This window comes from Streptosporangium sp. NPDC051023, from assembly GCF_040689595.1.
Classification (GTDB): domain Bacteria; phylum Actinomycetota; class Actinomycetes; order Streptosporangiales; family Streptosporangiaceae; genus Streptosporangium.
Genome location: NZ_JBFBCE010000019.1, coordinates 62,812 through 87,393, shown reverse-complemented (window position 1 = coordinate 87,393; position 24,582 = coordinate 62,812). Strand labels below are relative to the sequence as shown.

Annotated in this window: 21 protein-coding genes; 17 read left to right on the top strand and 4 right to left on the bottom strand. The window is 71.8% G+C overall.

Annotated features, from left to right (window positions below; all coding sequences use genetic code 11):
• Positions 1–25 precede the first annotated feature (25 nt).
• A complete protein-coding gene (locus AB0395_RS15185; protein ID WP_366280909.1) occupies positions 26–859 on the bottom strand; it encodes a MerR family transcriptional regulator in 834 nt (277 codons plus the stop codon).
• Between the two features lie 104 nt (positions 860–963).
• Between AB0395_RS15185 and AB0395_RS15180 the strand changes: the two genes are divergently transcribed.
• The 9 genes from AB0395_RS15180 (at position 964) to AB0395_RS15140 (ending at position 11,318) form a co-directional block, all read left to right on the top strand.
• Positions 964–3,153: an alpha/beta fold hydrolase gene (locus AB0395_RS15180; RefSeq protein ID WP_366280908.1), complete on the top strand. Its 2,190-nt coding sequence runs from the start codon at positions 964–966 to the stop codon at positions 3,151–3,153.
• On the top strand, positions 3,150–4,412 hold the full coding sequence (locus AB0395_RS15175; RefSeq protein WP_366280907.1) for an amidohydrolase family protein: 1,263 nt from the start codon (positions 3,150–3,152) through the stop codon (positions 4,410–4,412). The genes AB0395_RS15180 and AB0395_RS15175 overlap by 4 nt, the downstream gene beginning before the upstream one ends.
• Entirely contained in the window at positions 4,409–4,960 is a 552-nt protein-coding gene (locus tag AB0395_RS15170) for a nuclear transport factor 2 family protein (RefSeq protein ID WP_366280906.1), read from the top strand. Before AB0395_RS15175 ends, AB0395_RS15170 begins: the two co-directional genes overlap by 4 nt.
• Positions 4,961–5,956 (top strand): LLM class flavin-dependent oxidoreductase, encoded by a 996-nt coding sequence (locus AB0395_RS15165; protein WP_366280904.1) that lies wholly within the window; start codon positions 4,961–4,963, stop codon positions 5,954–5,956.
• Positions 5,953–6,843, top strand: a complete 891-nt coding sequence (locus AB0395_RS15160) for a DUF1028 domain-containing protein (RefSeq protein ID WP_366280902.1) — start codon at positions 5,953–5,955, stop codon at positions 6,841–6,843. The genes AB0395_RS15165 and AB0395_RS15160 overlap by 4 nt, the downstream gene beginning before the upstream one ends.
• A 191-nt stretch (positions 6,844–7,034) precedes the next feature.
• Positions 7,035–8,333: an FAD-dependent oxidoreductase gene (locus AB0395_RS15155; protein WP_366280901.1), complete on the top strand. Its 1,299-nt coding sequence runs from the start codon at positions 7,035–7,037 to the stop codon at positions 8,331–8,333.
• 185 nt (positions 8,334–8,518) lie between these two features.
• The gene (locus AB0395_RS15150; protein ID WP_366280900.1) at positions 8,519–10,000 is read left to right on the top strand and encodes an FAD-dependent monooxygenase; all 1,482 of its coding nucleotides are present in this window, start codon (positions 8,519–8,521) and stop codon (positions 9,998–10,000) included.
• A gap of 116 nt (positions 10,001–10,116) precedes the next feature.
• Complete coding sequence (locus AB0395_RS15145) at positions 10,117–11,046, top strand: hypothetical protein (protein WP_366280898.1); 930 nt, start codon at positions 10,117–10,119, stop codon at positions 11,044–11,046.
• Positions 11,043–11,318 (top strand): hypothetical protein, encoded by a 276-nt coding sequence (locus AB0395_RS15140; protein WP_366280896.1) that lies wholly within the window; start codon positions 11,043–11,045, stop codon positions 11,316–11,318. Before AB0395_RS15145 ends, AB0395_RS15140 begins: the two co-directional genes overlap by 4 nt.
• Before the next feature lie 105 nt (positions 11,319–11,423).
• Here AB0395_RS15140 and AB0395_RS15135 read toward each other — a convergent pair whose 3' ends face one another.
• The 3 genes from AB0395_RS15135 to AB0395_RS15125 all read right to left on the bottom strand — a co-directional run bounded on the left by AB0395_RS15135 (position 11,424) and on the right by AB0395_RS15125 (position 13,790).
• Positions 11,424–12,098 carry a copper homeostasis protein CutC gene (locus tag AB0395_RS15135; RefSeq protein WP_366280895.1) on the bottom strand — a complete coding sequence of 225 codons (675 nt, stop codon included), beginning with the start codon at positions 12,096–12,098 and terminating at the stop codon, positions 11,424–11,426.
• A 43-nt stretch (positions 12,099–12,141) separates the two neighbouring features.
• Positions 12,142–12,831 carry a GNAT family N-acetyltransferase gene (locus AB0395_RS15130; RefSeq protein ID WP_366280893.1) on the bottom strand — a complete coding sequence of 230 codons (690 nt, stop codon included), beginning with the start codon at positions 12,829–12,831 and terminating at the stop codon, positions 12,142–12,144.
• A 212-nt stretch (positions 12,832–13,043) separates the two neighbouring features.
• The gene (locus AB0395_RS15125) at positions 13,044–13,790 is read right to left on the bottom strand and encodes a GntR family transcriptional regulator (protein WP_366280892.1); all 747 of its coding nucleotides are present in this window, start codon (positions 13,788–13,790) and stop codon (positions 13,044–13,046) included.
• Positions 13,791–13,920: 130 nt separating this feature from the next.
• Here AB0395_RS15125 and AB0395_RS15120 point away from each other — a divergent pair, with 130 nt between their 5' ends.
• The 8 genes from AB0395_RS15120 to AB0395_RS15085 all read left to right on the top strand — a co-directional run bounded on the left by AB0395_RS15120 (position 13,921) and on the right by AB0395_RS15085 (position 24,573).
• Positions 13,921–14,280: a hypothetical protein gene (locus tag AB0395_RS15120; RefSeq protein ID WP_366280890.1), complete on the top strand. Its 360-nt coding sequence runs from the start codon at positions 13,921–13,923 to the stop codon at positions 14,278–14,280.
• Between the two features lie 291 nt (positions 14,281–14,571).
• Complete coding sequence (locus AB0395_RS15115; protein WP_366280889.1) at positions 14,572–15,717, top strand: acyl-CoA dehydrogenase family protein; 1,146 nt, start codon at positions 14,572–14,574, stop codon at positions 15,715–15,717.
• A 132-nt stretch (positions 15,718–15,849) separates the two neighbouring features.
• A complete protein-coding gene (locus AB0395_RS15110; RefSeq protein ID WP_366280888.1) occupies positions 15,850–19,056 on the top strand; it encodes a BTAD domain-containing putative transcriptional regulator in 3,207 nt (1,068 codons plus the stop codon).
• Between the two features lie 213 nt (positions 19,057–19,269).
• Positions 19,270–20,472, top strand: a complete 1,203-nt coding sequence (locus tag AB0395_RS15105) for an FAD-dependent monooxygenase (RefSeq protein WP_366280886.1) — start codon at positions 19,270–19,272, stop codon at positions 20,470–20,472.
• A 78-nt stretch (positions 20,473–20,550) separates the two neighbouring features.
• Entirely contained in the window at positions 20,551–21,135 is a 585-nt protein-coding gene (locus tag AB0395_RS15100; RefSeq protein ID WP_366280884.1) for a TetR/AcrR family transcriptional regulator, read from the top strand.
• 28 nt (positions 21,136–21,163) lie between these two features.
• The gene (locus AB0395_RS15095) at positions 21,164–21,772 is read left to right on the top strand and encodes a DUF4865 family protein (RefSeq protein WP_366280883.1); all 609 of its coding nucleotides are present in this window, start codon (positions 21,164–21,166) and stop codon (positions 21,770–21,772) included.
• Positions 21,773–22,306: 534 nt separating this feature from the next.
• Positions 22,307–23,224 (top strand): alpha/beta hydrolase, encoded by a 918-nt coding sequence (locus tag AB0395_RS15090; protein WP_366280881.1) that lies wholly within the window; start codon positions 22,307–22,309, stop codon positions 23,222–23,224.
• A gap of 101 nt (positions 23,225–23,325) precedes the next feature.
• Positions 23,326–24,573 (top strand): MFS transporter, encoded by a 1,248-nt coding sequence (locus tag AB0395_RS15085; protein WP_366280880.1) that lies wholly within the window; start codon positions 23,326–23,328, stop codon positions 24,571–24,573.
• Positions 24,574–24,582 lie beyond the last annotated feature (9 nt).

The following is a 24,582-nucleotide window of genomic DNA, read 5'->3' as shown; positions in this document are numbered from 1 at the left end:
GCCGGAGAGGACGGCCGCCCGCCCGCTACGGCCCTGCGTCCTCGGGAGAGCGGACGATGTTGGCGGCCCTGGCCTGCTCCCACGCGCCGCTCTCCAGCTGCTCGACCCACAGCGCGCGCGCGGGTTCCTGGCCCGGGTTGTCCCAGGCGAACGACGTGTGCGAGGGCAGGGTGATCGAGTCGCCCTCGACCACGACGATCTCCTCGCCGCCGGACATGACGAAGCGCAGGCACCCGGACAGGACGAACGCGAACGACTCGCCGGGCCGGGCGTACGCGCCGCCGCTGGCCTCGCCCGGCGGCACGGTGAGCAGAGAGGACTCCATCCTGGAGCCGGGCAGCGTGAGCTCCTCCCAGACCACACCGCCCTCGAACAGGCCGCGCGCCCGCTCTTCCTGACGCACGACCATCGTGCCCCGGGCATGGAAGGTGGCCAGCGCGCTCGGCGGCACCAGCAGGGCATCGGCGATACGCATGATGAGCCGTGTGGAGACCCCGCTGTCACCCCGCTCGAGCGCCCCGAGGTAGGCGGGCGAGACCCCGACCATCCCGGCCAGTTCCTTGAGGGTGAGCCCGCTGGCCCGCCTGGCGTTGCGGATCGAACTGTTGTCCCATCGGCGCCTGCCGCCCTCGGCCGCGGGCTCGCTGGCCAGCGACGTGCGGATCGCCGCGGGATTCCAGCCGTGGCGGCGGCGCAGGTCGGCGATGCGCATCGCCCGCGCCAGATGATCGTCGGTGTAGCGCCGTTGCCCGCCGCTGCTGCGGTCGGGGACCAGTAACCCCTGGGACTCCCAGACCCGCAGCGTCTGCGGGCTCACACCCACTGCCGCAGCGACCTCACTGATCGTGCGGTACGTCATGACTCGTGAGTCTAGTCCGGAAGCCGGATAGAACCCTCGACAAACCTACATTCTTTTTGTAGTTTTCCCTCACCGTTCTTCGGCTCTCTTCGGTGGAGGCCATCTTGACCAGCGACGTCACAGCCTCACGGCTCCTCGGGGCAATCGAGGTCCGCTCAATCGACTACGTCCCCCCTTCCGAACGCCGGGGCAGGGCCTGGCACCAGGCACCGTTCTGGTTCACCGGCCAGCTCGTGGTCTCGACGGTCATCGTCGGGTTCGTCGGCCCCGCTCAAGGACTGTCCCTGGGCTGGTCGATCGCAGCCGGCACGCTGGGAGCGCTGGCCGGGGCGTTCCTCATGGCCTTCCACGCCAACCAGGGCCCCACCATGGGCCTGCCGCAGATGGTCCAGTCCAGGGCGCAGTTCGGCGTCAGGGGCGCCGCCCTGCCGATGCTCGCCGCGATCTTCCTCTACATCGGGCTCAGCGTGTTCGGCGTCGTGCTGGGCGGCCAGGCCGTCTCGCTGGCGCTCTCCGGGCCGCCCCTGCTGTGGGGGGCGCTCATCGTCGTGGTGGCCGCCCTGCTGGCCGTCGTCGGCCACGACCTGCTGCACGCGGTGCTGCGCCGGCTGTCCTACCTGGTGATCCCGGTCTTCGCCGTGCTGACCGTGCTCGCGCTCACCAACCTCGCCCCACAGCCCGTCGCGCACACCGACACCCCGGCCGCGTTCCTGGTCCAGTTCGTGGCCGCCGCCGGATACCAGCTCGGGTACGCGGTCTTCGTCTCCGACTACTCGCGCTACCTGCCCGCCTCGACCCCCACCAGATCCGTCGTCGGCTGGACCTACCTGGGCGCCGCCGCCTCGGCGATCTGGCTGATGGCGCTCGGCTCGTTCATCGCCTCCTCCGTGCCGGTCGCCGACGCGCTGCCGAACCTGCAGGACATCGGCGACCGGCTCTTCCCCGGTTTCGGCACGCTCGCGATCGTGGTCACCCTGGTGCCCAGCGCCATCGCCCTGATGGGCGTCAACCTGTACGGGGCGATGCTGTCCGGGGTCAGCATCACCACGGGCTTCCACCATCTCCGCCTGTCGGTGCGAGCCAGGGTGATCGGCATCGTGGCGGGCGGCGTGTGCGCCTACCTGATCGCGCTGGCGATGCCCGCGGCCTACCTCGGCACCTTCAACGACTTCGTCACCATCGTGCTGTACCTGCTGGTGCCGTGGTCGGCCGTGAACCTCGTCGACTACTACTGGGTACGGCACGGCCGCTACGCGATAGCGGCGCTGTTCGACCTGAACGGCGTCTACGGCCGGTGGAGCGCCGCCGGACTCGGCGCCTACCTGCTCGGCTTCGTCGCGATGATCCCCTTCATGTCCACCGGCCTGTTCACCGGTCCGGCCGTCCAGGCGCTGGGCGGCGCCGACATCGCCTTCGCCGTGGGACTGCTCGTCTCCGGCGCCGCCTACCTGGTCGCCTGCCGCCGCTACGACCCCGCGGACGAGCAGGAGGCCATCCTGGCCAGCCAGAGTCTCCTCGGCGACGTCGAACGGCGAACCGTCGAAACCGCGGCGGGCCCGCTGTCCGTCCTGTTCCGCCCCGGGGCCCCGGGCACGACACCGGTCCTGTTCCTGCACCCGGCCAACCTGTCGGCCCGCTGCTGGCACCCCCTGGCGGGACGGCTGCCCGCCGGACGCGGCTGGATCGCCCTCGACCTGCGCGGCCACGGCGAGTCGGCCAGGTCAGAGAGCTACGACGTCGCGGCCTGGGCCGAGGACTCCGCGCACGTGCTGACCTCGCTCGGCGTGCGCGGGGCACACCTGGTCGGCGCCTCCGCGGGAGCGGCCGTCGCCGTCGAACTGGCGGCGCGACGGCCGGATCTGGTGGCCTCGATCGTCACCGTCGGCGGTGCCTTCCGCCCCGCCGACCCCGAAGAGGGCGGCCTGATCGAGGACATCGTCGCCCTCGGCCCCGAAGCCGCTCTGCGCCGCCACACCACCACGGCGGTCGCCACCCTCGAACACGCCGAGGCGGTGACCGCCGATCTCAGCCGCAACGACGCTGCGACGACCATCGCGATCTGGCGGGCGGCGTCGGCCACCGACACCGAGCCCCGGACGGACGGCGTTCGCTGCCCCGCGCTGGTCGTCGTGGGCGAGCTCGACCGCACCTGCCCGCCGCCGGAGTCCGCCTGGTTCGCCCAGGCCGTCGGCGCACGGCTGGAGATCATGCCGGGAGTCGGCCACCTGCCGATGTACGAGGCCCCCGCCGCGCTGGCGGCGCTGCTGACCGAGCACCTCAGGAGGAGCGAGTGACGACGATCTATCGCGGCGCGGCCGTCCACGACGGCACCGGCGCGCCACCGGCGCACCGCGACCTGGTGATCACCGGCGGGCGGGTCGCGCCCGCCGGGCACACCGACCAGGGCGCGCGCGTGGTGGACGTGTCGGGGCGCGACATCATCCCCGGCCTGATCGACTGTCACACCCACGTGGCACTGCCGCACCTGGACGCACATCGGCTCATGAACACCCCGCTCTCACACCGCTTCCTGGCGACCGGCCGTACGCTCGCCAGGACCCTGGACCTCGGCATCACCACCGTGCGCGACGCGGGCGGCGCCGACGCCGGAATCGCGATGGCGGTCGCCGACGGCCTGGTCCGTGGCCCCCGGGTGCGCACGGCGATCGCGATGATCTCTCCGACCGGCGGCCACGCCGACCCCTGGCGGCTGTCGGGAACGGCGGCCCGCTGGCTGTTCCCGCTCTACCCGGGCATGCCGGATCCGGTGGCCGACGGGCCGACCGGGCTGCGCCGGGTGGTGCGCGAGCTGGTCAGAGCGGGCGCCGACGTCATCAAGGTCGCGGTCTCCGGCGGGATCAGCTCCCCGCGTGACGACCCCAGGCACTGCCAGCTCCGCCAGGACGAGCTCACCGCCCTGGTCGAGGAGGCGGGCGCGGCAGGCCTGCGGGTGATGGCGCACGCGCACGGCCCCGCCGCGATAACCGCGGCCGTGCGGGCCGGGGCCGCCTCGATCGAGCACGGCGTGTTCGCCGACGAGGAGGGCATCGCGCTGATGGCCGAGCACGGCACCTTCCTGGTGCCGACGCTCACCGCGGCGCGGGCGTTCCTGGCCGTCGCCGAGGCGGGAGCGGCGGCGGAACCCGGCCTCCTGGTTCAGGCGCGGGAGGCGGTCGCGGTACACGAGACCACTCTGCGCCGCGCGATGGAGGCGGGGGTGCGGATCGCGATGGGCTCCGACTCCGGTTTCTCCCCGCACGGCGGCAACCTCGACGAGCTCGAGGCGCTCGCCCAGGCCGGTCTCGACCGGGCCCAGGTGCTGCGCAGCGCGACCTCGGCCGCCGCGGAACTGCTCGGCGCCGACCACGAGATCGGCACGCTGCGGCCCGGGATGCGGGCCGACTTCTCCGTAGTGAGCGGAGACCCGCTCGACTTCGCCACCCTGGCCGGCCGCGTCGAGGCGGTCTACCAGGACGGTGTGCTGGTCGGCGGCACCGAGTTCACCGGCAGAAACGACAACGGAAACGACAAGGGAAACGAGGACCTGGCATGACGGACATCGAGTACCGCAGGCGCACCGCCCCCGGTGAGGACATCGACGAGATCCTGCGCCTGAACCGAGAGTGGTGGGAGTCCAACATCGGCTACGTCATCCCCCGCATGACGCAGGTGTTCCCCTCTCCCGGCGAGGAATACCTGATGTTCAACTTCAACGGCCACCCGTATTTCAACATGCGGGAGAAGGTCGCCCTCTGGGAGCACTACCGCGCGACCGAGGACTTCGTCGGCAAGCCCGACGTGCGCATCATGCGCCTCGAGGTGCGCGGCGACACCGCATGGCTGGCCTGCGAGGCAAGGATCGACGAGATCGCGCTGGCCGACGGCGCGCCCGACCCCGGCACGCAGAACACGCTGCTGATCCGCGCCACCGAGATCTACCACCGCGACAACGGCGAGGGGCTGCCGCAGTGGCGGATGTGGCACACCCACATCAGCCCCCTGCCCCCCGCGGACGAGCCCCGCCCCAGCTTCACCGACACCACCGAGGAACGCGGGCTCGGCTGGGTGCCGTGGCAGCCGCTGCCCGAGCGGGAGGCGTGAGTGACCTCCTCCCGCCCCTCCCTCGGCCTCGTGCTGGGCAGCTCGCAGTCGCCGCGGGACATCCTCACCGCCGCCACCGCCGCGGAGCTCGCCGGACTCGACGAGCTCTGGCTCGGCGAGGACTATTTCTTCACCGGTGCCTTCTCCACCGCCGCGACCCTGCTGGCCGTCACCCGGCTGCCGGTCGGCATCGGCATCGTCCCCGCGACCACCCGGCACCCGGGTGTGACGGCGATGGAGATCGCCACCCTGGCGGGTCTGCACCCGGGACGGCTGCGCGCGGGCGTCGGCCTGGGCGTGCCCGAGTGGCTGGACGCGATGGAGCTGCGTCCCCGCTCGCCCCTCGGCGCGATCCGCGACACCCTGCGCGGGCTGCGCACCCTGCTGCGGGGTGACCCGCTCGACGGCGAGTTCGCCTCGTTCACCGCACGTGCGATCACGCTCGAACACCCCCCGGCGTCCCCGCCGCCGCTGTACGCGGGGGTCGGCGGCCCCAAGGCGCTGCGGCTGGCCGCGGCCGAGGCCGACGGCACCGTACTGTCGGCTCTGGCGGGCCCGCAGTACGTGCGCTGGGCCAGAGAACGACTGACCGAGGCGGGGGCGGACGCCGGGCACCGCGTGGTGGTCTACGCGCTGTGCGCGATCGACGACGACCCCGAGGCCGCCAGGGCCGCGCTGCGCGAGCTGTTCGGGCTCTACCTGCTCAGCGGCCCCCGCAACCCGATGACGGAGGTGCAGGGCATCGCCGACGAGGCGGAGAGACTCGCCGCCCTCGGCATCGAGGCGGCGATCCCCCACATCCCCGACGAGTGGATCGACCAGCTGGCCGTCGTGGGCACGCCTGGCGACTGCGCCCGCAGGATCGCCGAGCTGGCCGAGGCGGGAGCCGATGCGGTCGCGCTGGCCTTTCCCCCCGGCCTGCCGATCGAGCTGATGGCCGAGCGCCTGGCCGTGGACGTCATCCCGATGCTCGAACCGGTGGGAGATAGGCGATGACCTACTCCATCGTCGCCCGCGACGAGCGCACCGGACAGCTCGGCGTCGCCGTCGCCTCCCACTTCCTCGGTGTCGGACGGCTGGCACCGTGGGCCCTGGCGGGGGTCGGAGCGGTCGCGACCCAGGCCTTCGTCGAGCCGGGATACGGCCCGCGCGGGCTCGGCCTGCTCGCCGCGGGACACTCCCCGCGAGAAGCCCTGGGCCGGCTGCTCACGGCCGACCCCGACCACCACCAGCGTCAGGTGGCGCTGGTCGACGCGACCGGCGCGGTCGCCGCGCACACCGGACGACACTGCTACGCGGAGGCCGAGCAGGTGACCGGTCCCGGCGTCTCCGCGCAGGGCAACATGCTGGCCGCCCCCGGAGTCCCGCACGTCATGGCCGAGGCGTTCCTCGGCGCACGGGGAGACCTCGCCGCCCGCCTGCTCGCCGCCCTGCGTGCCGGTGAGCGGCACGGCGGGGACGCCAGGGGACGGCAGTCGGCCAGCCTGCACGTCGTCGGCGCCGAGCGGAGCGAGGTGCCGGTCGCCGGGGTGGTCGTGGACCTGCGTGTCGACGACCACCCCGACCCGGTGGGCGAGTTGCACCGACTCACCGACCTGCACCGCGCCTACGCCGACATCGGCGTCATCTTCACCCCCGGCATGGTCAGCGGCGATCGGGCACCGGCCGACGGCGAGGTCGAAGAGGCCTTGGCCGCCCTTGATCGGGCCTCGGGGCTCCTGCCGGGCAACGCCGAGCCCCTCATGTGGTCGGCCATCGTGCTGGCCCGCGCGGGCAGGCCCTCCAGGTCCCGGGAGGCGGTCGCGGCGGCCCTGGCCGCCAATCCTGGTCTGCGCGGGTTCTTCGACCGGCTGCGCGCGCAGGGCGTCATGCCCGGCGTGTGAACCGGCGGTCCTCGGCGGTCCCCAGCAGTCCCCGGCCGTCGCCGTACGGCCGGGCCTGCCGGGATGACCGCCCCGGAACCCGCAGAAGCCCGCAGAAGTTCGCCGAGCCGCATTGCCCCCCGTGAGACGACAGGGTCGAATTGGTTCGAGCGGCCCGTGCACGCCGGACCGGACAGACACAGGAGGGCGACGTGTCACTGAAAGTCGCGATCGTCGGATCGGGACCCGCAGGCGTCTACACGGCGGAGGCCCTGATGAAACAGGCTCCCGGCGCCGTCGAGGTGGACGTGTTGGAACGGCTGCCCACGCCGTACGGCCTGGTGCGGTACGGCGTCGCCCCCGACCACACGTCGATCAAGTCGATCGCGGGCTACCTGCGCCGGGTGCTCGAGCTGCCAGGCGTCCGCTTCCTCGGCGGCGTCGAGCTGGGCAGGGACGTCGGGGTCACCGACCTCCTCGGCTGCTATGACGCCGTGGTCTACTGCACCGGCGCGATGGTCGACCGGCGGATGGGCATCCCCGGCGAGGACCTGCCGGGGAGCGTGGCGGCCACCGACTTCGTGAACTGGTACTGCGGCCATCCCGACGTGCCCGCGGACCGTTTCACCCTCGAAAGCCCCGAGGTCGCGGTGGTCGGCGTCGGCAACGTCGCGGTCGACGTGGTGCGTGTCCTGGCCAAGGACGCGCAGGAGCTGCGCACGACGGACGTGCCGGAGGAGGTGCTGGCCCGCCTCGCGGCCAGCCAGGTGAAGGCCATCCACATGATCGGCCGCCGGGGCCCCGAGCACGCCAAGTTCACCCTGAAGGAGCTGCGGGAGCTGGGCGAGCTGGCGAACGCCGACGTGTGCGTGCGGCCAGAGGAGTCCGTCGCGGATCTGACGGGGGCGTCGCGGCAGACCAGGGGGAACGTCGAGGTGCTGCAGAGCTGGGCGGCCCGCACCCCGGCGGGCCGCCCCCGGCGGCTGGACGTCCGGTTCTGGATGCGTCCCGTCGAGATCCTCGGCGAGGACCGGGTCGAGGCACTCAGGCTCGAACGGACCCGGCTGGTCGAAGGCCGGGTCGAGGGGACCGGTGAGTTCGAGACCCTCCCCGTCGGCATGGTCCTGCGCTCGGTCGGCTACCGGAGCGTCCCGCTGCCCGGCGTCCCGTTCTCCGAGGCGACCTCGACCGTGCCGAACGAGGCGGGCCGAGTCCGCGACCGCGAGTACGTGGCCGGTTGGCTCAAGCGCGGCCCGACCGGTGTGATCGGCACCAACAAGTCCGACGCCGCGGAGACGGTCCGCACTCTGCTGTCCGACCTCGCGGGCCGCGAGCCGGTGCCGCACGACGACCTGGACGCCCTCCTCGCCTCGCGGGGCGTCTCCCCCGTCACCTACGACCACTGGCTGTCCATAGAGGCCGCGGAGGCCGCCCTGGCCAGGACGCTGGGTCGTGGCGAGCGGGTCAAGCTCCTCGGTCTCGCCGCCATGCTCGACGCCTGCGGCCGGTGACGCCGTCGCATCTGCCCTGACCCGCCCTGGGCCGGCCCTGAGCCGCTCTGGGCCGCTGCCCTGACGACCTGGCCGCCCCTGCCACGCGGCGCGGCGACGCCGCCGTGGCGATCTGACAGTGCCCTGGCAGCCTTCTGGCAGCGTGGTCGTGGACGGTCGTCCCGGTAACCACCGAGGAGGCAGTCATGAACGAAACCCAGGTGCTCATCGCCGGCGCGGGGCCGACCGGGCTCACGCTCGCCGTCGACCTGGCCAGGCGCGGGATCGCCTTCAGGATCGTGGAGAAGTCCGGCGGGAACCCCACGGGATCACGTGGCAAGGGCCTGCAGCCGCGCACCCTTGAGGTCTTCGACGATCTGGGCGTCATCGGCGAGATCCTCGCCACGGGGCAGGTGTACCCGCCGATCCGCGCCTACGCGGGCGACCAGGTGGTCTGGGAGGGCCGGATGCACGAGCCCAGGGAGCCTGAGGCCGCCGTGCCGTACCCGATGGTGCTCATGCAGCCGCAGTGGCGCACCGAGCGGATACTGCGCGACCGGCTCGCCAGGTTCGGCCACCACGTCGAGCCGGGCACCGAGGTGACCGCCTTCGAGCAGGACGAGGACGGGGTGACGGTCACGCTCAACGGCGAGGAGCGGGTGCGGTGCGCCTACCTGGTCGGCGCGGACGGCGGGCGGAGCACGGTGCGCAAGCGGCTCGGCGTCGGTTTCGAGGGCGAGACGTTCGAGACGGAGCGCATGATCCTCGGTGACGTCAGGACCCCCGACCTGGACCATGGGCACTGGCACACCTGGGCCGACATGGCGAGCAGGACGATGCGCGTCGCGCTGTGCCCGCTCCCCGGCACCGACGTGTTCCAGTTCACCGCGCCGTACACCGGCGAGGAGGATCCCGACCTGTCCCCCGAGTCGTTCCAGCGGATCCTGGAGGAGGGGTCGGGGCGCACGGACATCCGGCTCACCGACGTCGCCTGGACGTCGCTCTACCGGGTGAACATCCGCATGGCTGAGCGTTTCCGCGTCGGCCGTGTCTTTCTCGCGGGAGACGCCGCCCACGTCCACTCCCCCGCGGGCGGCCAAGGGCTCAACACCGGCGTGCAGGACGCGTACAACCTCGGCTGGAAGCTCGCGGCCGTCCTCCGCGGCGCCCCGGAGAGACTGCTGGACACCTACGAGGAGGAACGGCTGCCGGTGGCCGCGGACGTGCTCGGCATCAGCACCGCCCTGTACGGCAGGGCCAGACGAGGCGAGGAGGGGGCCCACGCCAGGGATGAGGAGACGCAGCAACTCCTGCTCGGCTACCGGGACGGCTCGCTGGCCGTCGGCGAGCGCGGCGGCGAGCGAGCCCCCGACGCGACGCTCGGCGAGGGCCGCCTCTTCGACGTCCTGCGCGGCCCGCACCTCACCCTGCTGGCCCTCGATACGGCGGACGCGGAGCTGGTCGAGGAGGTCAACACGAAGTACGGCCCCGCGGTGCGCGCCCACCTCGTGGTCCCGGAGGGCAGCGCGGGCGGCACGGGCGGCACAGGCGGCCTGGCCGACGTCGGCGGCATGCTCGGCGAGCACTACGGCATGGGACTCGTGCTCATCCGCCCCGACGGCTACGTCGGCTACCACGGCGAGGAGAGCGGTCTGTGGGACTACCTCGCCGCGGTGACCGCGAGCTGAGCCGACATCGGGGGTTGAGCCGATACCGCGGGCTGAGCCGGTACTAGGGTGCGGTGCTGCGGCACGTCCGCGTGCGGTCGTGCCGACACGTCCCGCCACGTTCCAGGGAGCACACCATGCGCGTCACGCTCGCCGATCCGCTCGCCCTGATCCCCGGCTTCGAGGAGACGCGCCGCGAGCAGATGGCGAGATACCCGCAGACGGAGCCGGGATGGCAGCCGGTGCACACCGTCTACGTCCCGGCCGACCGCTTCGACGCGACGACGATCACCGCCTGGGGCGGCACGGCACTGGACATGCTCAGGAGGTACGTGCGGGTCAAAGAGGTGAACCGGTCCTCCGACACCTTCTCGCCGATCTCGAAGGCCCTCCACGAGAGGGTCACGGCGAAGCTCGACGCAGAGCCCGTCGAGGACCTGCGGATCGACTTCGAGGACGGCTACGGCTTCCGCCCCGGCGAGGAGGAGGACGAGCACGCCGTACGAGCCGCGGAGGCGGTCGCGACCATGCACGTCGACGGGACGCTCCCGCGCCGGTGGGGCCTGCGGGTGAAGTCGTTCGCCGACGGCGACCCCGGCCGGAGCGTCAGGACGCTGGACGTTTTCCTGACCGGGGTGGTCGAGCGCGCCGGGCAGCTGCCCCCCGGATTCGTGGCCACTTTCCCGAAAGTGCTGATGCGGGCCTATCTCGGGCAGTTCGCCGACTGCCTGAAGGCACTCGAGGGAGGGCTCGGCCTCGAGGAGGGCACGCTCAGGTTCGAGATGCAGGTCGAGGCCCCCAGACGGTCAGGTTCCTCGACACGGACCTGGTCCCCTGGCTGGGCGGCAGGCTGGCCGCCGCGCACTTCGGCGTCTTCGACTACACCGCGAGCTGCGGTCTGCCGCCGGAGCAGCAGCGGCTCGACCATCCCGCCTGCGACCACGCCAGGCACGTCATGCAGACGGTGTTCGCCGGAACCGGGGTCGAGCTGTCCGACGGCTCGCTGGCCGCCTCTCCCGAGTCCGACGACAGGTACGCCGTGCAGGGGCTGTGGCAGCGCCACATGACCCTGATCAGGCACTCCCTGAACAACGGCTTCTACCAGGGATGGGACATGCACCCCTCGCATCTGGTCAGCCGTTATCTCGCGGTCCACGGCTTCCACCTGGCCAACCGGAGCAGGTATCTCAACCGGGTCCGCGCGTGGCAGGAGGGGCGTCCCGGCGAGAACGGCGTGATGGACGAGCCCGCCACGATCAGGACGCTGGTCACGGCCCTGCGCCGCGCCGACCTCGCTCTTGGGGACCTTGGGGATCTCAGGGACCCAGGGGATGCCTGAGCCGCACCCACCCGGCCCGCTCGGCCCCGGGAGCGGCGGCGGCCGTGGCCGGTACCGCTCCCGGGACCTTGGAGCGACGGGAGGGCGGCGACGCCCCCGGGGACGTCAGTCGATCAGGGCGCGCCACTCGCGGACCCTGCGGGCCTCGACCGGCTCCGACCACGAGGCCCGTACGGCGCTGCCGATGTGGAAGGCACGCACGCCGTACTCCAGCAGCGCCGGGACATGCCCGGGTTTGAGCCCGCCACCCGCCATGATCAGTGGGCCGTCTCCCGCCTCGCACCGGGTCTTGAGCACCCGCAGGCCGTCCGCGACGCCGCCCGGCGCGCCCGAGGTGAGCACGGTCGCGAGGTTGGGCAGCAGCCGTACAGCCCGCCACCCCGCCTGGATGTCGGCCGCGTGGTCGACCGCCCGGTGGAAGGTCCAGGGCAGCGGGGCGACGGCGTGGATGAGCGCCTCGGTCGCGGCGAGGTCGACCGCCCCCGCCCGATCGAGGAAGCCGAACACGAACCCGGCCGCGCCCGCCTCCGCGAGGGCCTTGGCGTCACGCCGAAGGCTCTCGAGCGACTCGGGCCCGGCCAGGAACGAGGCCTCGCCCCGCAACATCACCATCTGCGGCAGCGCGCACTCCTTGGAGATCGCCGCGACCGTCTCCGCCGCCGGGGTGAGCCCGTCGGACGCCATGTCGGCGACGATCTCAAGGCGGTCGGCACCGCCCTCTTCAGCCGCGACGGCGTCACGCACGTCGAGCGCGATCACCTCAAGCAAGGATCCGGTCATGGGGTGAGGCTATCGGATGACTTTGTCCTGGGATCGCCGTGGTTCAGACATGTTCGGCCACGGAGGACTCGCGGCTGCCCACGGGTGAACCGTGACGCTCGGCCCGCCTCCCATCGCGTCCGGAGAGCGGCCCGCCGCGCTCCGCCGACAGATCACGCCGGTCGACGAACGGCAGCGCGGTCCCGAAGGCGCCGCCGCGCAGCCCTCCGGCCCGCTGGAACAACGCCCCGGAAGCGCGGTGCGGCAGGTCGACCGTGCGCAGGTGGGTGAAACGCTGTCCCCGATAGTAGTCCTGAAGTCTCGCGTTGTCCTTGGAGCAGTCAAGCCTGAGCCAGCGCCTTCCCATCGCCAGCACGCGCAGGCCCGCCCAGTCGAGCAGCGCCTGGCCGAGACCGAGACCGGACTGGCCACGCGCAACGGACAGTTTGTGCACGTAGAGGGCGGAGCCCGGCAGGTCCCGCGCGCCCCAGAACTCGGGGTCGGCGTGGCCATCGAGGGCGATGGTGGCCACGACGCCCTCCCGTCCGGTCAGCAGGTACATGTCACCCATCTCGATCAGCGGGGCGATCCGCTCGGCGGGGAAGCCACCCGCGGGCCACTGCCGTACGCCTCTGCCGTTCAGCCAGTCCGCGGTCTCCGCGAGGAGCGCGAGCACTTCCTGGAGGTCGTCGGCGGTCGCGGAGCGCAGCATGAGCGGACGCGCGGTGACGGGGCTGGCGGTGTTCGAGTGCATGATTGATCCCTTCGTTGCACAGGGTGTGTGAAATGACACGGAGAGTAACCGTGCAACGGCGCACGGCATCCATGCCGGCCCAGGCGAATGCCTAGGGGTCTGAGGGGGGCGGGGAGAAAGGCCCGCGCCTATCCGGCCTGCGAGCGCGGCCCAGCAGACGCCCGCGACGCGGACGTGAAGGGGGCCGGCCCGGCAGGGCGGTCACGGAAACGTCAACGGCTTTCCAGCTCGTACCTGATCAGGTGCTTGTCCGCGGGGAGCACGGAGACGGCGACACGGACCGGGGTGTCGCTCTCGTCGTAGCCGACCCGGACGTAGACGACGACCGGCGTGCCCGACTGGAGCTGGAGGCGGTCGGTCTCGGAGCTGTTAGGCATCCTGGCCCAGATGTCGTCCACCATGCGGACCTGGGGATGGCCCAGCTCGGCCAGCACCTTGTTGGCACCGCGCGTGATGTCGCCGGGGCGAGCGATCTCGGAGTCGGCGACCAGGGACAGCGGGAAGTAGGAGTCGTTGGTGTTGTACGGCTGGCCGTCGACGAACCGCAGCCTGCGGCGGACCACGGCGAACTCGTCGTCGGCCAGCTCCAGCCTGCTGGCGATCTCCTCGGCGGGCTGCACGATCGAGACCTCGATGTTCTGGCTCGGCACCCGGCCCTCCTGGGAGACCGCCCAGGCGAAGGCCTCCCTGGTCTCCTCGGGCTGGGGCTGGAGCTCCCGCTGGGGGTGGATGAGCAGCGGGCGGCGCTCCCTGACCACGGTGCCCCTGCGCGGGGTGCGGGTGATCAGACCCTCGTTGACCAGCTCACCGAGAGCGAGCCGGACGGTGTTACGGCTCACCTGGTGGGCGGCCATAAGTTCGACTTCGGTCGGCAGCTGATCACCCGGTCGGAGCGCACCGGAGTAGATGGTCCTCCGAAGTTCGGAGGCCACCAACTGATACAGCGTTGACCGCGCCATTTAGTCCCCTTTGTGCCAACAAAACTAGACGATCTGGTTTTACCGGGGAACAGCCTCTTGACCCAACCTCTCGATACCCGCATCATCCAATCGTTGGTACAAATCCATCGAAAGGTCGGCGAGGGGGTGGATGCCGGTGCTGTCGATCCGCACGGGTGCGCTGTACGTGCCCTGGCGCGATCCCCGCGAGGCAACGCGTTTACTGCGCTACGCGTTGCATCGCCACGGATTCACCCACACCTACCAGAGCAACGGGAACGGCATGTCCGTGCTTTCGGTACTGATAGATCTGACCGTGTGGTGCAGAAACGGGCTTTTTGTCTGGAATGAGAAGGGCCGTGGGGCCTGTCATCCGGCCGACGACCCGGCCGGGGCGGCACGCCTCATCTCCCGGCACCACCGCGGGCCGATCTCCGGCGGCACCCCCTTCGGGGAGAGGAACGCCCCACGGGGCCACGTCTCTCCCCTCACCGGCTCCCGGCGCGAGTAGCCGGTTCGAGGACCCCAACCCTCGCCGGGGTCCTCGCGCCGCCGTGCCGGGAAGGAGCGCGTCCTGGCGGGTCCCCCACGCCCGCCAGGACGCGTCTCCACCTCGGATCACCGAGAGCCCGCCCGCCGTCGTCGCGGGCGCGGGCCGTACGGCCGAGAGCCGATCGGGCCACGGCCTTCCACCCATCGGGACAGACCAGGCGTGAGCGGTCAGACGGCTGCAATCATTCCGGGGTCCACGGCCGAACGGCCCGCCGTCGTTCTTCCGTGGCGGCTACGGAGGGTTCCCGTCATGACGACGCTACGCGAAGAGATCCGCTCCTGGCTCAGGGAGCACCTGGACGGCGAGTTCTCACACGCCCGCGGTCTGGGCGGCCCCGGGCGCGAGCACGAGGGCCACGAGGTGCGCCTGGCCTGGGAGCGACGGCTCGGCGAGGCCGGATGGACCTGCCTCGGCTGGCCGAGGGAGTACGGCGGGCGCGACGCGACCCTGGAGGAGCAGGTCGCCTTCCACGAGGAGTACGCCCTCGCGCAGGCCCCGGCCAGGGTCGGGCACATCGGCGAGGGCCTGATCGGGCCGACCATCCTCGAGTACGGCACCGAGGAACAGAAGCGGCGCTTTCTGCCGCCCATCCGGCGGGGCGAGGAACTCTGGTGCCAGGGGTACTCGGAGCCGAACGCGGGCTCCGACCTGGCCGGGGTGCAGACCAGGGCCGTGCTCGACGGCGACGAGTGGGTGATCACCGGCCAGAAGGTGTGGACCTCGCTGGCCCACGTGTCCGACTGGTGCTTCGTGGTCGCCAGGACCGAGCCCGGCTCGCAACGGCACCGGGGCCTGTCCTACCTGCTGGTCCCGATGGACCAGCAGGGAGTCGAGGTCAGGCCCATCGTCCAGATGACCGGGACCAGTGAGTTCAACGAGGTCTTCTTCGACGGCGCCCGTACCGCCGCCGCCAACATCCTGGGCGCCCCCGGCGAGGGCTGGCGGGTCGCCATGGCCACCCTCGGCTACGAGCGCGGTGCCTCGACCCTCGGCCAGCAGATCGGCTTCCAGCGGGAGTTCGCCAAGGTAGTGGAGGCCGCCAAGCGGACCGGGGCCGCGGACGACCCGGTGCTGCGCGACCGGCTGATCCAGTCATGGCTCGAACTGCAGATCATGCGGCTGAACGCGCTGCGCACGATGACCTCGCTGTCCGCGGGCGAGCCGGGGCCCGAGGCGTCGATCGGCAAGCTCTACTGGTCGGAGTGGCACCGGCGCCTGGGCGAGCTCGCCCAGGCGGTGCAGGGCAGAGAGGGACTCCTGGCGGACGGCCCGCCGTACGACCTGAACGACCTGCAGCGGCTCTACCTGTTCAGTCGCGCGGACACCATCTACGCCGGGTCGAGCGAGATCCAGCGCAACATCATCGCCGAGCGCACCCTGGGCCTGCCCAGGTGACCTGATGGAACCCTGGAGGTCACAGGAAACGGCGGAAGGCCACGGCGAGGAGCGGGCGGTGCCGGAGGACCGGTCTGAAACCGCAGTCTCGCGGGAGACACGGGATCGCGGGAAAGGGGAGAGAATCGTCCCGTGCGATTCGGGATCCTGGGCACCACGCGGGTCTGGCGCGACGACCTGAGCGAGGTGTCCCTCGGCGGACCGGCCAGGCGGGCGCTGCTGACCCTGTTGCTCGCCGAGCCCGGGAAGACGGTGACCGCCGACCGCCTGGTCGACGACCTCTACGGCGCGCGGGACGGCGCGGCGCACGCCCTGCAATCACAGGTTTCCCGGCTCCGCCAGATCCTGAAGGGAGAGGCGGCGATCGAGGCCGCCTCGGGGGGCTACCTGATCGCCGTCGAGCCCGAAAGCGTCGACGCCCGCCGCTTCGAGCGGCTGTCCGACGAGGGGCGGCAGGCCCTGCGGAGTGGGGCCCCGGAACGAGCCGCCGCGCTCCTGCGCGAGGCCCTCGGCCTGTGGCGGGGACCGGCGTTGGCCGACGCCGCGGAGGCCGGGTCGGCGCAGGCGCTGATCCTGCGTCTCGAGGAGCGCAGGCTCGGCGCCCTCGAGGACCGGATCGAGGCGGATCTCAGACTGGGGGAGCATCGGGCCGTCGTGCCCGAGCTGCAGGAGCTGGTCGCCCATCACCCCCTGCGGGAGAGGCAACGCGGCCTGCTCATGCGCGCCCTGCGGGCGGGCGGCAGGCAGGCGGAGGCCCTGGCCGCCTTCGAGGAGATCAGGCGGCTCCTGGCAGAGGAGCTCGGCGCGGACCCTTCGGCCGAGCTCGCCGCCCTCCACCGGGAGCTGCTCCTGGGAGAGCGTCCCTTCGAGCCGTCGGCGCCACCCGCGCAGCTGACCAGCTTCGTCGGCCGCACCGAGGATCTGGCCAGGGTCACCGAGCTGCTCGGCAGCGCGCGCCTGGTCACCCTGCTCGGTCCCGGGGGCGCGGGCAAGACCCGTCTCTCGATCGAGATCGCGAGCCGCATGCCGGACGTCTGCTTCGTCGAGCTGGCTCCGCTGCGCGACGGACGGGGGCTACCGCAGACGCTGCTGGGCGCGCTCGGCCTCCGCGAGAGCGGGCTCATGGCCGCGCCCACCGAGGCGACGCCCACCGCGCGGCTGATCGCGGCGCTGGCCGACCGGTCGTCGCTGCTGCTCGTCCTCGACAACTGCGAGCACCTCGTCGAGGACGCCGCGGCACTGACCGAACGACTGCTCGCGGGCTGCCCCGGGCTGCGGGTCCTGGCTACGAGCCGGGAGCCGCTGGGCATCACCGGCGAGAACCTGTGGCCGGTCCGCCCGCTCGCCCCGTCCTCCGCCGCACGACTCTTCGCCGACCGGGCCCTGGCCGTACGGCCCGGCCTCGTCATGGACGATGGGGACGCAGAGGCCGTACGACACATCTGCCAGGCGCTCGACGGCCTGCCGCTGGCCATCGAGCTGGCCGCGGCACGGATGCGCACCCACGACGCCCCCGAGCTCGCCGCCCGCCTCGATGACCGGTTCCGGCTGCTGTCTCGCGGCAGCCGTACGGCGGAGGCGAGGCACCAGACGCTGCGCGCGGTCGTGGCGTGGAGCTGGGACCTGCTGTCGGAGGCCGAGCAGGTGATGGCCAGGCGCATGACGGTCTTCTCCGGTGGGGCGACCGCGGAGGCGGCTGCGCGGGTCTGCGCGGTTCCCGACGCCGAGGACGTGCTGGACGCGCTCGTCGACAAGTCTCTGGTCGAGGTCGGCGGCGGGCGCTACCGCATGCTCGACACCATCCACGCCTACTGCGTGGAGCAACTGGCCGCCGCCGGGGAGACGGAGAGCCTGCGGCAGGCGCACGCCGGCCACTTCCTGGAGCTGGCGCGCTCGGCCGACTCCCATCTGCGGCGCGCGGAGCAGCTCCGGTGGCTGCGCCTCCTCGCCGGGGAGCACGAAAACCTCCAGGCGGCGCTGCGCGGGGCCGTCGAGGCGGGGGAGGTCAAGACGGCCCTCGGGCTGCTCGCCTCGTTGTCGTCATATTTCTGGATGCGCGGCATGCGTACCGCGGCGACGGCACAGGCGGTCGCGCTCCTGGACCTGATCGGCGGGACACCGCCCCCGGGACTCGGGGACGAATATGTCCTGTGCGCCCTGGCCGCGGCGGCGAGCGACATCGGCCAGGAGGCGTGGGAGCGCCACCGGCTCACGGCCGAGTCGATCGTCGCGGACCCGGACCAGCCGCACCGCTACCCGGTCGTCACCTTCCTCTGGCCGATGATCAACGCCGGTGCCGGGGACCCGGGAGTCGCGCTCTCGGTGATCGCCAGAGGGCGGGCCTCGTCCGACCCGTGGGAGAGGGCGGTCGTCCACCTGCTGTGGGGCTACCCTCAGCTCGCGGGCGGAGAGCCCGCGCTGGCCGAGCACGAGTTCGCCTCGGCCGTCGGCGCCTTCAGGACGCTGGGCGAGCGCTGGGGGACGGCGCTGACCCTGGACGCGCTCGCCGGTCTGGCCGCCATGTGCGGCGACCCGGAGAAGGCGATCCTGCTGACCGACGAGGCCCTCGCCCTCACCGAGGAGCTCGGCGCGACCGAGGACCTTCTCGACCTGCTCTGCAACCGGGCCGACTACCACGTCCGCACCGCCCAGGCGGTGCCGCCCAAGGCCCCGCCCTCCCAAGCTGGGCCCGCCCGCGACGATCCCGCGGGTACCGCTCTGGCCCGGGCTCGGGCCGACTACGAGAGGGCGGCGGAGCTCGCGCGCCGCGCGGGCAGTCTCACCTACCTGGCCGCCGCGATGCGCGGTCTCGGTGACATCGCGCGCCTCGAGGGTGACCTGGACGGGGCCAGGCTGCTGTACGAGCAGGCGCTGGAGCGGTTCGAGGCGCACTGGGTGAGGACTGCGGGAGGCCGGACGGGCGCCCTCTTCGGGCTCGGCAAGATCGCCGAAACGTCCGGCGACCTGGAGGAGGCCAGGTCCCTGTACCGGCGGGCCGTCGAGGTCACGGTGACCATGGGAGCGATCACCGAGAGCGTCCGCGCGGTCGAGGCCCTGGCGGGGATCACGCTGCTGGAGGGCGATGCCGGGACGGCGGCCCTGCTGCTCGGCGCGGCCACCACGCTGCGGGGCGTGCTCGTCGAGGACGACCTCGGCGTCTCCCGTACGGCCGCCGCCGCCCGGGCGACCCTGGGCGACGCGCACTACGCCGCCGCGCACCGCCGGGGCGTCCGGTTGTCCCCGGAGGACGCGCTCCGCCTGGCCGGTGTGCCGGAGCACGTCATCCAGGAGTCACCGATCAGCGCCATCGCCGACTACGGCATCATCGGCCGCCCCTGAGCCCTCCCGCTCTCCCCTGTTCCTCCCGGTCTTCTCCCCCGCTCCCCCACCCGTCGTCCTCCCTCGCTCCCGGCCTCCTCCCCGCCCGCCCCGCGGGCCCGTGACCGGCGGCACCCGCCGCGCGGGAGGTGGCGGAAGGCTCACACCGTGCGCCCCCGAGGCGGTGAGCACGCGGTGAGAGGGCGGTGAGCGCCCTCGGGCAGGCTCGTCGACATGAACACCACATCGCGTCTCAAGAACAAGAACGTCCTGATCTCGGGGGCCGGCATCGCGGGCCCGGCGCTGGCCTACTGGCTGCACCGCCACGGTTTCACCCCCACGCTGGTCGAGCGGGTGCCCGCCCTCCGCGACGGTGGCTACGCGGTCGACTTCCGGGGCGAGGCGCACCTCACCGTGCTCGAACGGATGGGCATCCTGGCCGACGTCCAGCGCGAGCAGACGAACATGGGTGCGATGTCGTACGTCAACGAGGCGGGCAAGAAGATCGCCGGCATGCCCGCCGACATTTTCAGCGGGGACGTCGAGATCCTGCGCGGCGATCTGGCCCGCATCCTCCACGAGGCGACCGAGGAGCACGTCGAGTATGTCTTCGACGACTCCATCACCTCCATCACCGAGGAGGAGGACGGCGTGCGGGTCACCTTCGAGCGGGGGGCGCCGCGCAGGTTCGACCTGGTCGTGGGGGCCGACGGGCTGCACTCCAACGTCAGGGCGCTCACGTTCGGCCCCGAGTCGGGGTTCGTGAAGGAGATGGGCCTGTACTGCGCGATCTTCACCACCGCCAACCACCTCGGGCTCGACCACACGGGGCATCTGTACAACACCCCCGGCAAGGTCGTCGGCGTCTACAGCGCCAGGAACAACACCGAGGCCAAGGCCATGTTCTACTTCGGCTCGCCGCCGCTGGACTACGACCGCCGCGACATCGGGCAGCAGAAGAAGCTCCTCGCGGAGGCGTTCGCCGGGAACGGCTGGGAGACCCCCCGGCTGATGGAGGCCATGTGGGAGGCGCCGGACTTCTACTTCGACTCCATCAGCCAGGTCCACCTGGACAGCTGGTCACGAGGCCGGGTCGCACTGCTCGGGGACGCCGCCTGCTGCGCCTCGCCGCTGTCGGGCATGGGCACCGGGCTGGCCATGGTCGGCGCCTACGTCCTGGCCGGGGAGCTGGCGGCGGCGGGTGGCGACCACCGTACGGGCTTCGCCCGATACGAGGAGGCCATGCGGGACTACGCCACCGGATGCCAGAAGTCAGGCGAGGGAGTGGGCAAGTGGATGGTGCCCGACAACCGGTTCGTGGCCTGGTTCATGAACCAGAACTACAAGCTCCTGCCCTACGTGCCGTGGAAGGGCCTGATCGCCAAGGGCGTCAGGAAGACCGCGAGCGCCATCACCCTGAAGGACTACGGCCGCTGAGCAGATGACGGGCCGTTCCGTCGTTGACGACGGGACACCCTGGGAACTTCTGTACCTACTAGTATGTACACTCATCGCATGAGCACGTCGGAGCACCTCATCGAGAGCACTCGTGAACTCCTGTGGGAACGCGGTTACGTCGGCACCAGCCCCAAGGCCATCCAGGAGCGGGCCGGCGCCGGACAGGGAAGCATGTACCACCACTTCAGCGGCAAGCCCGGCCTCGCCCTCGCCGCGATCCAGCGCACCGCGGAGGAGATGCGCGCCAAGGCCGAGACGCAGTTCACCGCCCCGGGCACGGCCGTCGAGCGGATCACCGCCTATCTGCTGCGCGAACGCGACGTCCTCAGGGGCTGCCCGATCGGCAGGCTCACCCAGGATCCGGACGTCATGGCCGACCCGGTGCTGCGCCGGCCGGTCGAGGAGACCTTCGCCTGGCTGCGCCGCCGTCTCGCCGAGATTCTGGCGGAGGGGCGCGCACGCGGCGAGCTGGACGACGGCCTCGACCCGGTCACCACGGCCGCCACCCTCGTCGCGACGCTCCAGGGCGGCTACGTGCTGGCGCGCGCGGCCGGTTCGGCCGAGCCGTTCGACCAGGCCCTCACCGGGCTCCTCGGGCTGCTCGCGGGGCACGCCGCCGACGCCGGGCACCCGGCCGTCTGACGAGCACGACCGGAAGGACGGCGCAACCGTGTACGCCAGCCAGTACGAGATCACCCTGCCCGCCGACTACGACATGCGGATCATCCGTAAGCGCGTGGCCGACTTCGGCCACATGCTCGACGACCGCGCCGGTCTGGGCCTGAAGGCCTACACCATCCGCGAACGCGGCGTCGACGGCTCACCGGTCAACCAGTACAGCCCTTTCTACCTGTGGCACGAAACCGGCGCGATGGCCCGCTTCCTGGTCGGCGGCGGCGGATTCCAGGGCATCATCCGCGACTTCGGCCGTCCCGCCGCCCATCACTGGACCGGCGTGGCCGCCGTGGCCGGCCCGGCCCGCGCCGCGGCCCCCAGAGCCGCCTCCCGCCGTCTCACCCCGCTTCCGGCCGACCCGGACACCACCGGCCTGGGCCTGACGACGCGGATCGGCGAGGAGGTCGAGGAGCTTCACGCCCTGGCCCGGCACGGGGGCGTCCACACCGCCGCACTGGCCGTCGACCCCTACCACTGGCGGTTGCTGCGGTTCGTCCTGTGGCAGGACGCCGTCCCGCGGGAGGAGGAGACAACCGAGCGATACGAGGTCCTCCATCTGTCCGCGCCCGGCCTGTCCGGCCTGCCGGATGGCCGGAACCGGTAGAACTCCCGCGCGGTGCGCGGACCTGACAGCCCTGGCCGCCTCCGGCCCTGCGGCACCTCACCCGCCCGTTCCAAACGGTTCAAGCGGGGCAGGAGCGACCGACGGCCCGCCCCTGGACCTCTAGGTGGTCGGAGTCGAGCGGGCTGCCCGACGTGGTGAGGCCGATGCAGCCGCGCCACGAGCGCCACGTCGGGCGCGACGGCGGTGAACCTGTCCGGCTCCCCTGGTACGGCCCGCGCCAGCCCCTTGGCGAGCAGGGAGCCGAGTGTCCGCCGCGCCGCCTCACCCTCGACGCCGAGCTCTTCTGCCAGCTCGGCGGACTCGACCCCGGCGGTAGGGAGACCGGCCCCCGCTCATCGGCTGTGCCATCCGCCCAGGTCATGACCTCGCGTAGCCTCACCGGGCTCTCGCCACCCCCGCGAGCGCCTCGCGCACTCCTCCGCCAATGTTCTCATCTCATTTAATTTGACTTGAGAACATTTGAGGACATATGTTCTCAATCAAGAAATTCTCCCTTAAGAAGATTGGGACATCATGCTGGAACACCTGTCCGACGCCGCCCTGGCCGCCTCGCTGGAGGGCGACTTCTCCAGCCGGTACGCGGAGGTCAACGGGGTCCGCCTGCACCATGTGGTGGGCGGGCACGGCGCCACGCTGGTGCTGCTTGGCGGATGGCCGCAGACCTGGTGGCAGTTCCACAAGATCATGCCCGAGCTCGCGCGCCACTACCGGGTGGTCGCCGTGGACCTGCGGGGAATGGGCGGCTCGGCCAAGCCCGAGACCGGATACGACAAGAAGACCATGGCCCGCGACATCCGGGAGCTGGTGCGGCACCTCGGGGACGAGAAGGTCTACGTGGCCGGGCACGACATCGGGGCCATGGTCGCCCAGTCCCTCGCCGCCAACCACCCCGACGTCGTCGAGAAGATCGCCCTGCTGGATGTGCACCATCCCGACGAGACGCTGTACGGACTGACCCTGCTACCGCAGTCCGACCAGCACGTCGACGGCGACTTCCTGGCCGGCTCCCGCGCCTATCTGTGGTGGTTCGCCGTCAATCAGGTCCGCGGGCTGCCCGAGAAGTTGCTCGCCGGTCGCGAACGGGAGCTGATCGACACACTCTTCGACTACCTGCTCCTGGACGCGGCCTCGATCGGCGAACGCGACCGTGAGATCTACGCTCGGGCCTACTCCAGCCAGGACGCGATCCGGGCGGGCAACGCCTGGTACCAGGCGTTCATGCGGGACATCGAGGACGAGAAGGGATACGGGCCGCTGACCGTGCCGATCCTCGCGCTGGGCGGCGACCACAGCAACCACCCCTACCTCGCCTCGGTACTGCCGGGCAAGGGGACCGACGTGCAGGTGGTCGAGGTCAAGGACAGCGGCCACTACCTGCCGGAGGAGCAGCCGGAAACGGTCATCCGGCTGCTCACCGAGTTCTTCGCCTGATCACGATAGTCCCACCCGACGACCCCGCGCCCGCCCACCACGGGGGCGGGGTCACCTTCCGTCATTCCCGGAATGACAACCGGAAAGACAAGGAGTCTCCAGTGCCCCCTCGAAGCCTGCGAGCTTCCGGCTCCATGATCCTGCTGGGCGGCGGGATCGTGCTGATCGCCGCGAACCTGCGCCCCGCCCTCGCGAGCGTGGCGACCGTGCTGGACCAGCTCCACGCCGGGCTGGGCCTCTCGGCCACCGGCGCCGGTCTGCTCAACGCCCTGCCCGTGATCGTCTTCGGACTCGGCGCCCCGCTGGCGCCCCTCCTGGCCCGCCGTACCGGCATCGAACGCACGCTGCTCGTCGCCCTGCTGCTCCTCATCGCCGGTGCCGCGATAAGGCTGGTGGGGTCGCAGACACTGCTGTTCATCGGGACGATCATCCTGAGCTGCGGGATCGCGATCGCCAACGTGCTGCTCCCGGCCCTGGTCAAGCGAGACTTCCCGCACAGAATCGGGCTGATGACCGGCCTTTACACCACCTCGCTGTCGGCAGCCGCGTCCCTGGCCGCGGGCACGACCGTTCCCCTCGGTGCGGCCATTGGACTGGACTGGCGCGGAGCGCTCGGAGTCTGGATCGTCCCCACCGTCCTCGCGCTGATCGTATGGCTGCCGCAGGCCCGCCATGCCCGACCGGGGACTCGATCCGGCCCCAGAACCGCGGGCGGAGGCGTGTCATCGCTGTTGCGCAACGGCCTGGCCTGGAAGTTCACCCTCTTCATGGGGCTGCTCTCGCTGACCTATCACACCGTCCTCGCCTGGCTGCCGTCGATCTACACCGCCCATGGCCTGAGCCTGTCCACCGCCGGAGGACTGCTCTCGATCGCCACCGTCGTGGCCACTCCGGTGACACTCGTCCTGCCCGCGGTCGCGAGCCGACGCCGGGACCAGCGGTGGTGGGTGGCCGCGCTCACCACGCTGACCGCGGCCGGACTGACCGGGCTGCTGATCGCCCCCACCGCGGCGCCCTATCTGTGGGCTGTCCTGATCGGCCTGGGCATGGGGGCGGCCTTCCCCCTGGGCCTCGCCATGATCGCTCTACGCACCCGCACCAGCGACGGCGCCACAGACCTGTCGACCATGGTCCAGTCCTTCGGATACGTCATCGCCGGGCTCGGCCCGCTCGCCGTGGGCATCCTGCGCGAGGTCACCGGCTCGTGGACCCCCACCGTGGCCGTCCTCCTGGCCCTGCTCGTGCCGCAACTGCTCGCGGGGCTGGCCTCCGCGCGTGACCGCTACATCGAACCGGGCGACTCGCCGCCGACGGACGCCAAATCGTCTGGCACCGTCAAAATCGTCTAGACTGAGAAC

Coding starts and splice junctions, on each gene's coding strand:
- AB0395_RS15145 (WP_366280898.1), top strand. CDS start 10,117: ATGCGCGTCACGCTCGCCGATCCGCTCGCCCTGATCCCCGGCTTCGAG.
- AB0395_RS15100 (WP_366280884.1), top strand. CDS start 20,551: ATGAGCACGTCGGAGCACCTCATCGAGAGCACTCGTGAACTCCTGTGG.
- AB0395_RS15120 (WP_366280890.1), top strand. CDS start 13,921: ATGCCGGTGCTGTCGATCCGCACGGGTGCGCTGTACGTGCCCTGGCGC.
- AB0395_RS15150 (WP_366280900.1), top strand. CDS start 8,519: ATGAACGAAACCCAGGTGCTCATCGCCGGCGCGGGGCCGACCGGGCTC.
- AB0395_RS15105 (WP_366280886.1), top strand. CDS start 19,270: ATGAACACCACATCGCGTCTCAAGAACAAGAACGTCCTGATCTCGGGG.
- AB0395_RS15185 (WP_366280909.1), bottom strand. CDS start 859: ATGACGTACCGCACGATCAGTGAGGTCGCTGCGGCAGTGGGTGTGAGC.
- AB0395_RS15135 (WP_366280895.1), bottom strand. CDS start 12,098: ATGACCGGATCCTTGCTTGAGGTGATCGCGCTCGACGTGCGTGACGCC.
- AB0395_RS15140 (WP_366280896.1), top strand. CDS start 11,043: ATGACCCTGATCAGGCACTCCCTGAACAACGGCTTCTACCAGGGATGG.
- AB0395_RS15170 (WP_366280906.1), top strand. CDS start 4,409: ATGACGGACATCGAGTACCGCAGGCGCACCGCCCCCGGTGAGGACATC.
- AB0395_RS15115 (WP_366280889.1), top strand. CDS start 14,572: ATGACGACGCTACGCGAAGAGATCCGCTCCTGGCTCAGGGAGCACCTG.
- AB0395_RS15125 (WP_366280892.1), bottom strand. CDS start 13,790: ATGGCGCGGTCAACGCTGTATCAGTTGGTGGCCTCCGAACTTCGGAGG.
- AB0395_RS15160 (WP_366280902.1), top strand. CDS start 5,953: ATGACCTACTCCATCGTCGCCCGCGACGAGCGCACCGGACAGCTCGGC.
- AB0395_RS15090 (WP_366280881.1), top strand. CDS start 22,307: ATGCTGGAACACCTGTCCGACGCCGCCCTGGCCGCCTCGCTGGAGGGC.
- AB0395_RS15130 (WP_366280893.1), bottom strand. CDS start 12,831: ATGCACTCGAACACCGCCAGCCCCGTCACCGCGCGTCCGCTCATGCTG.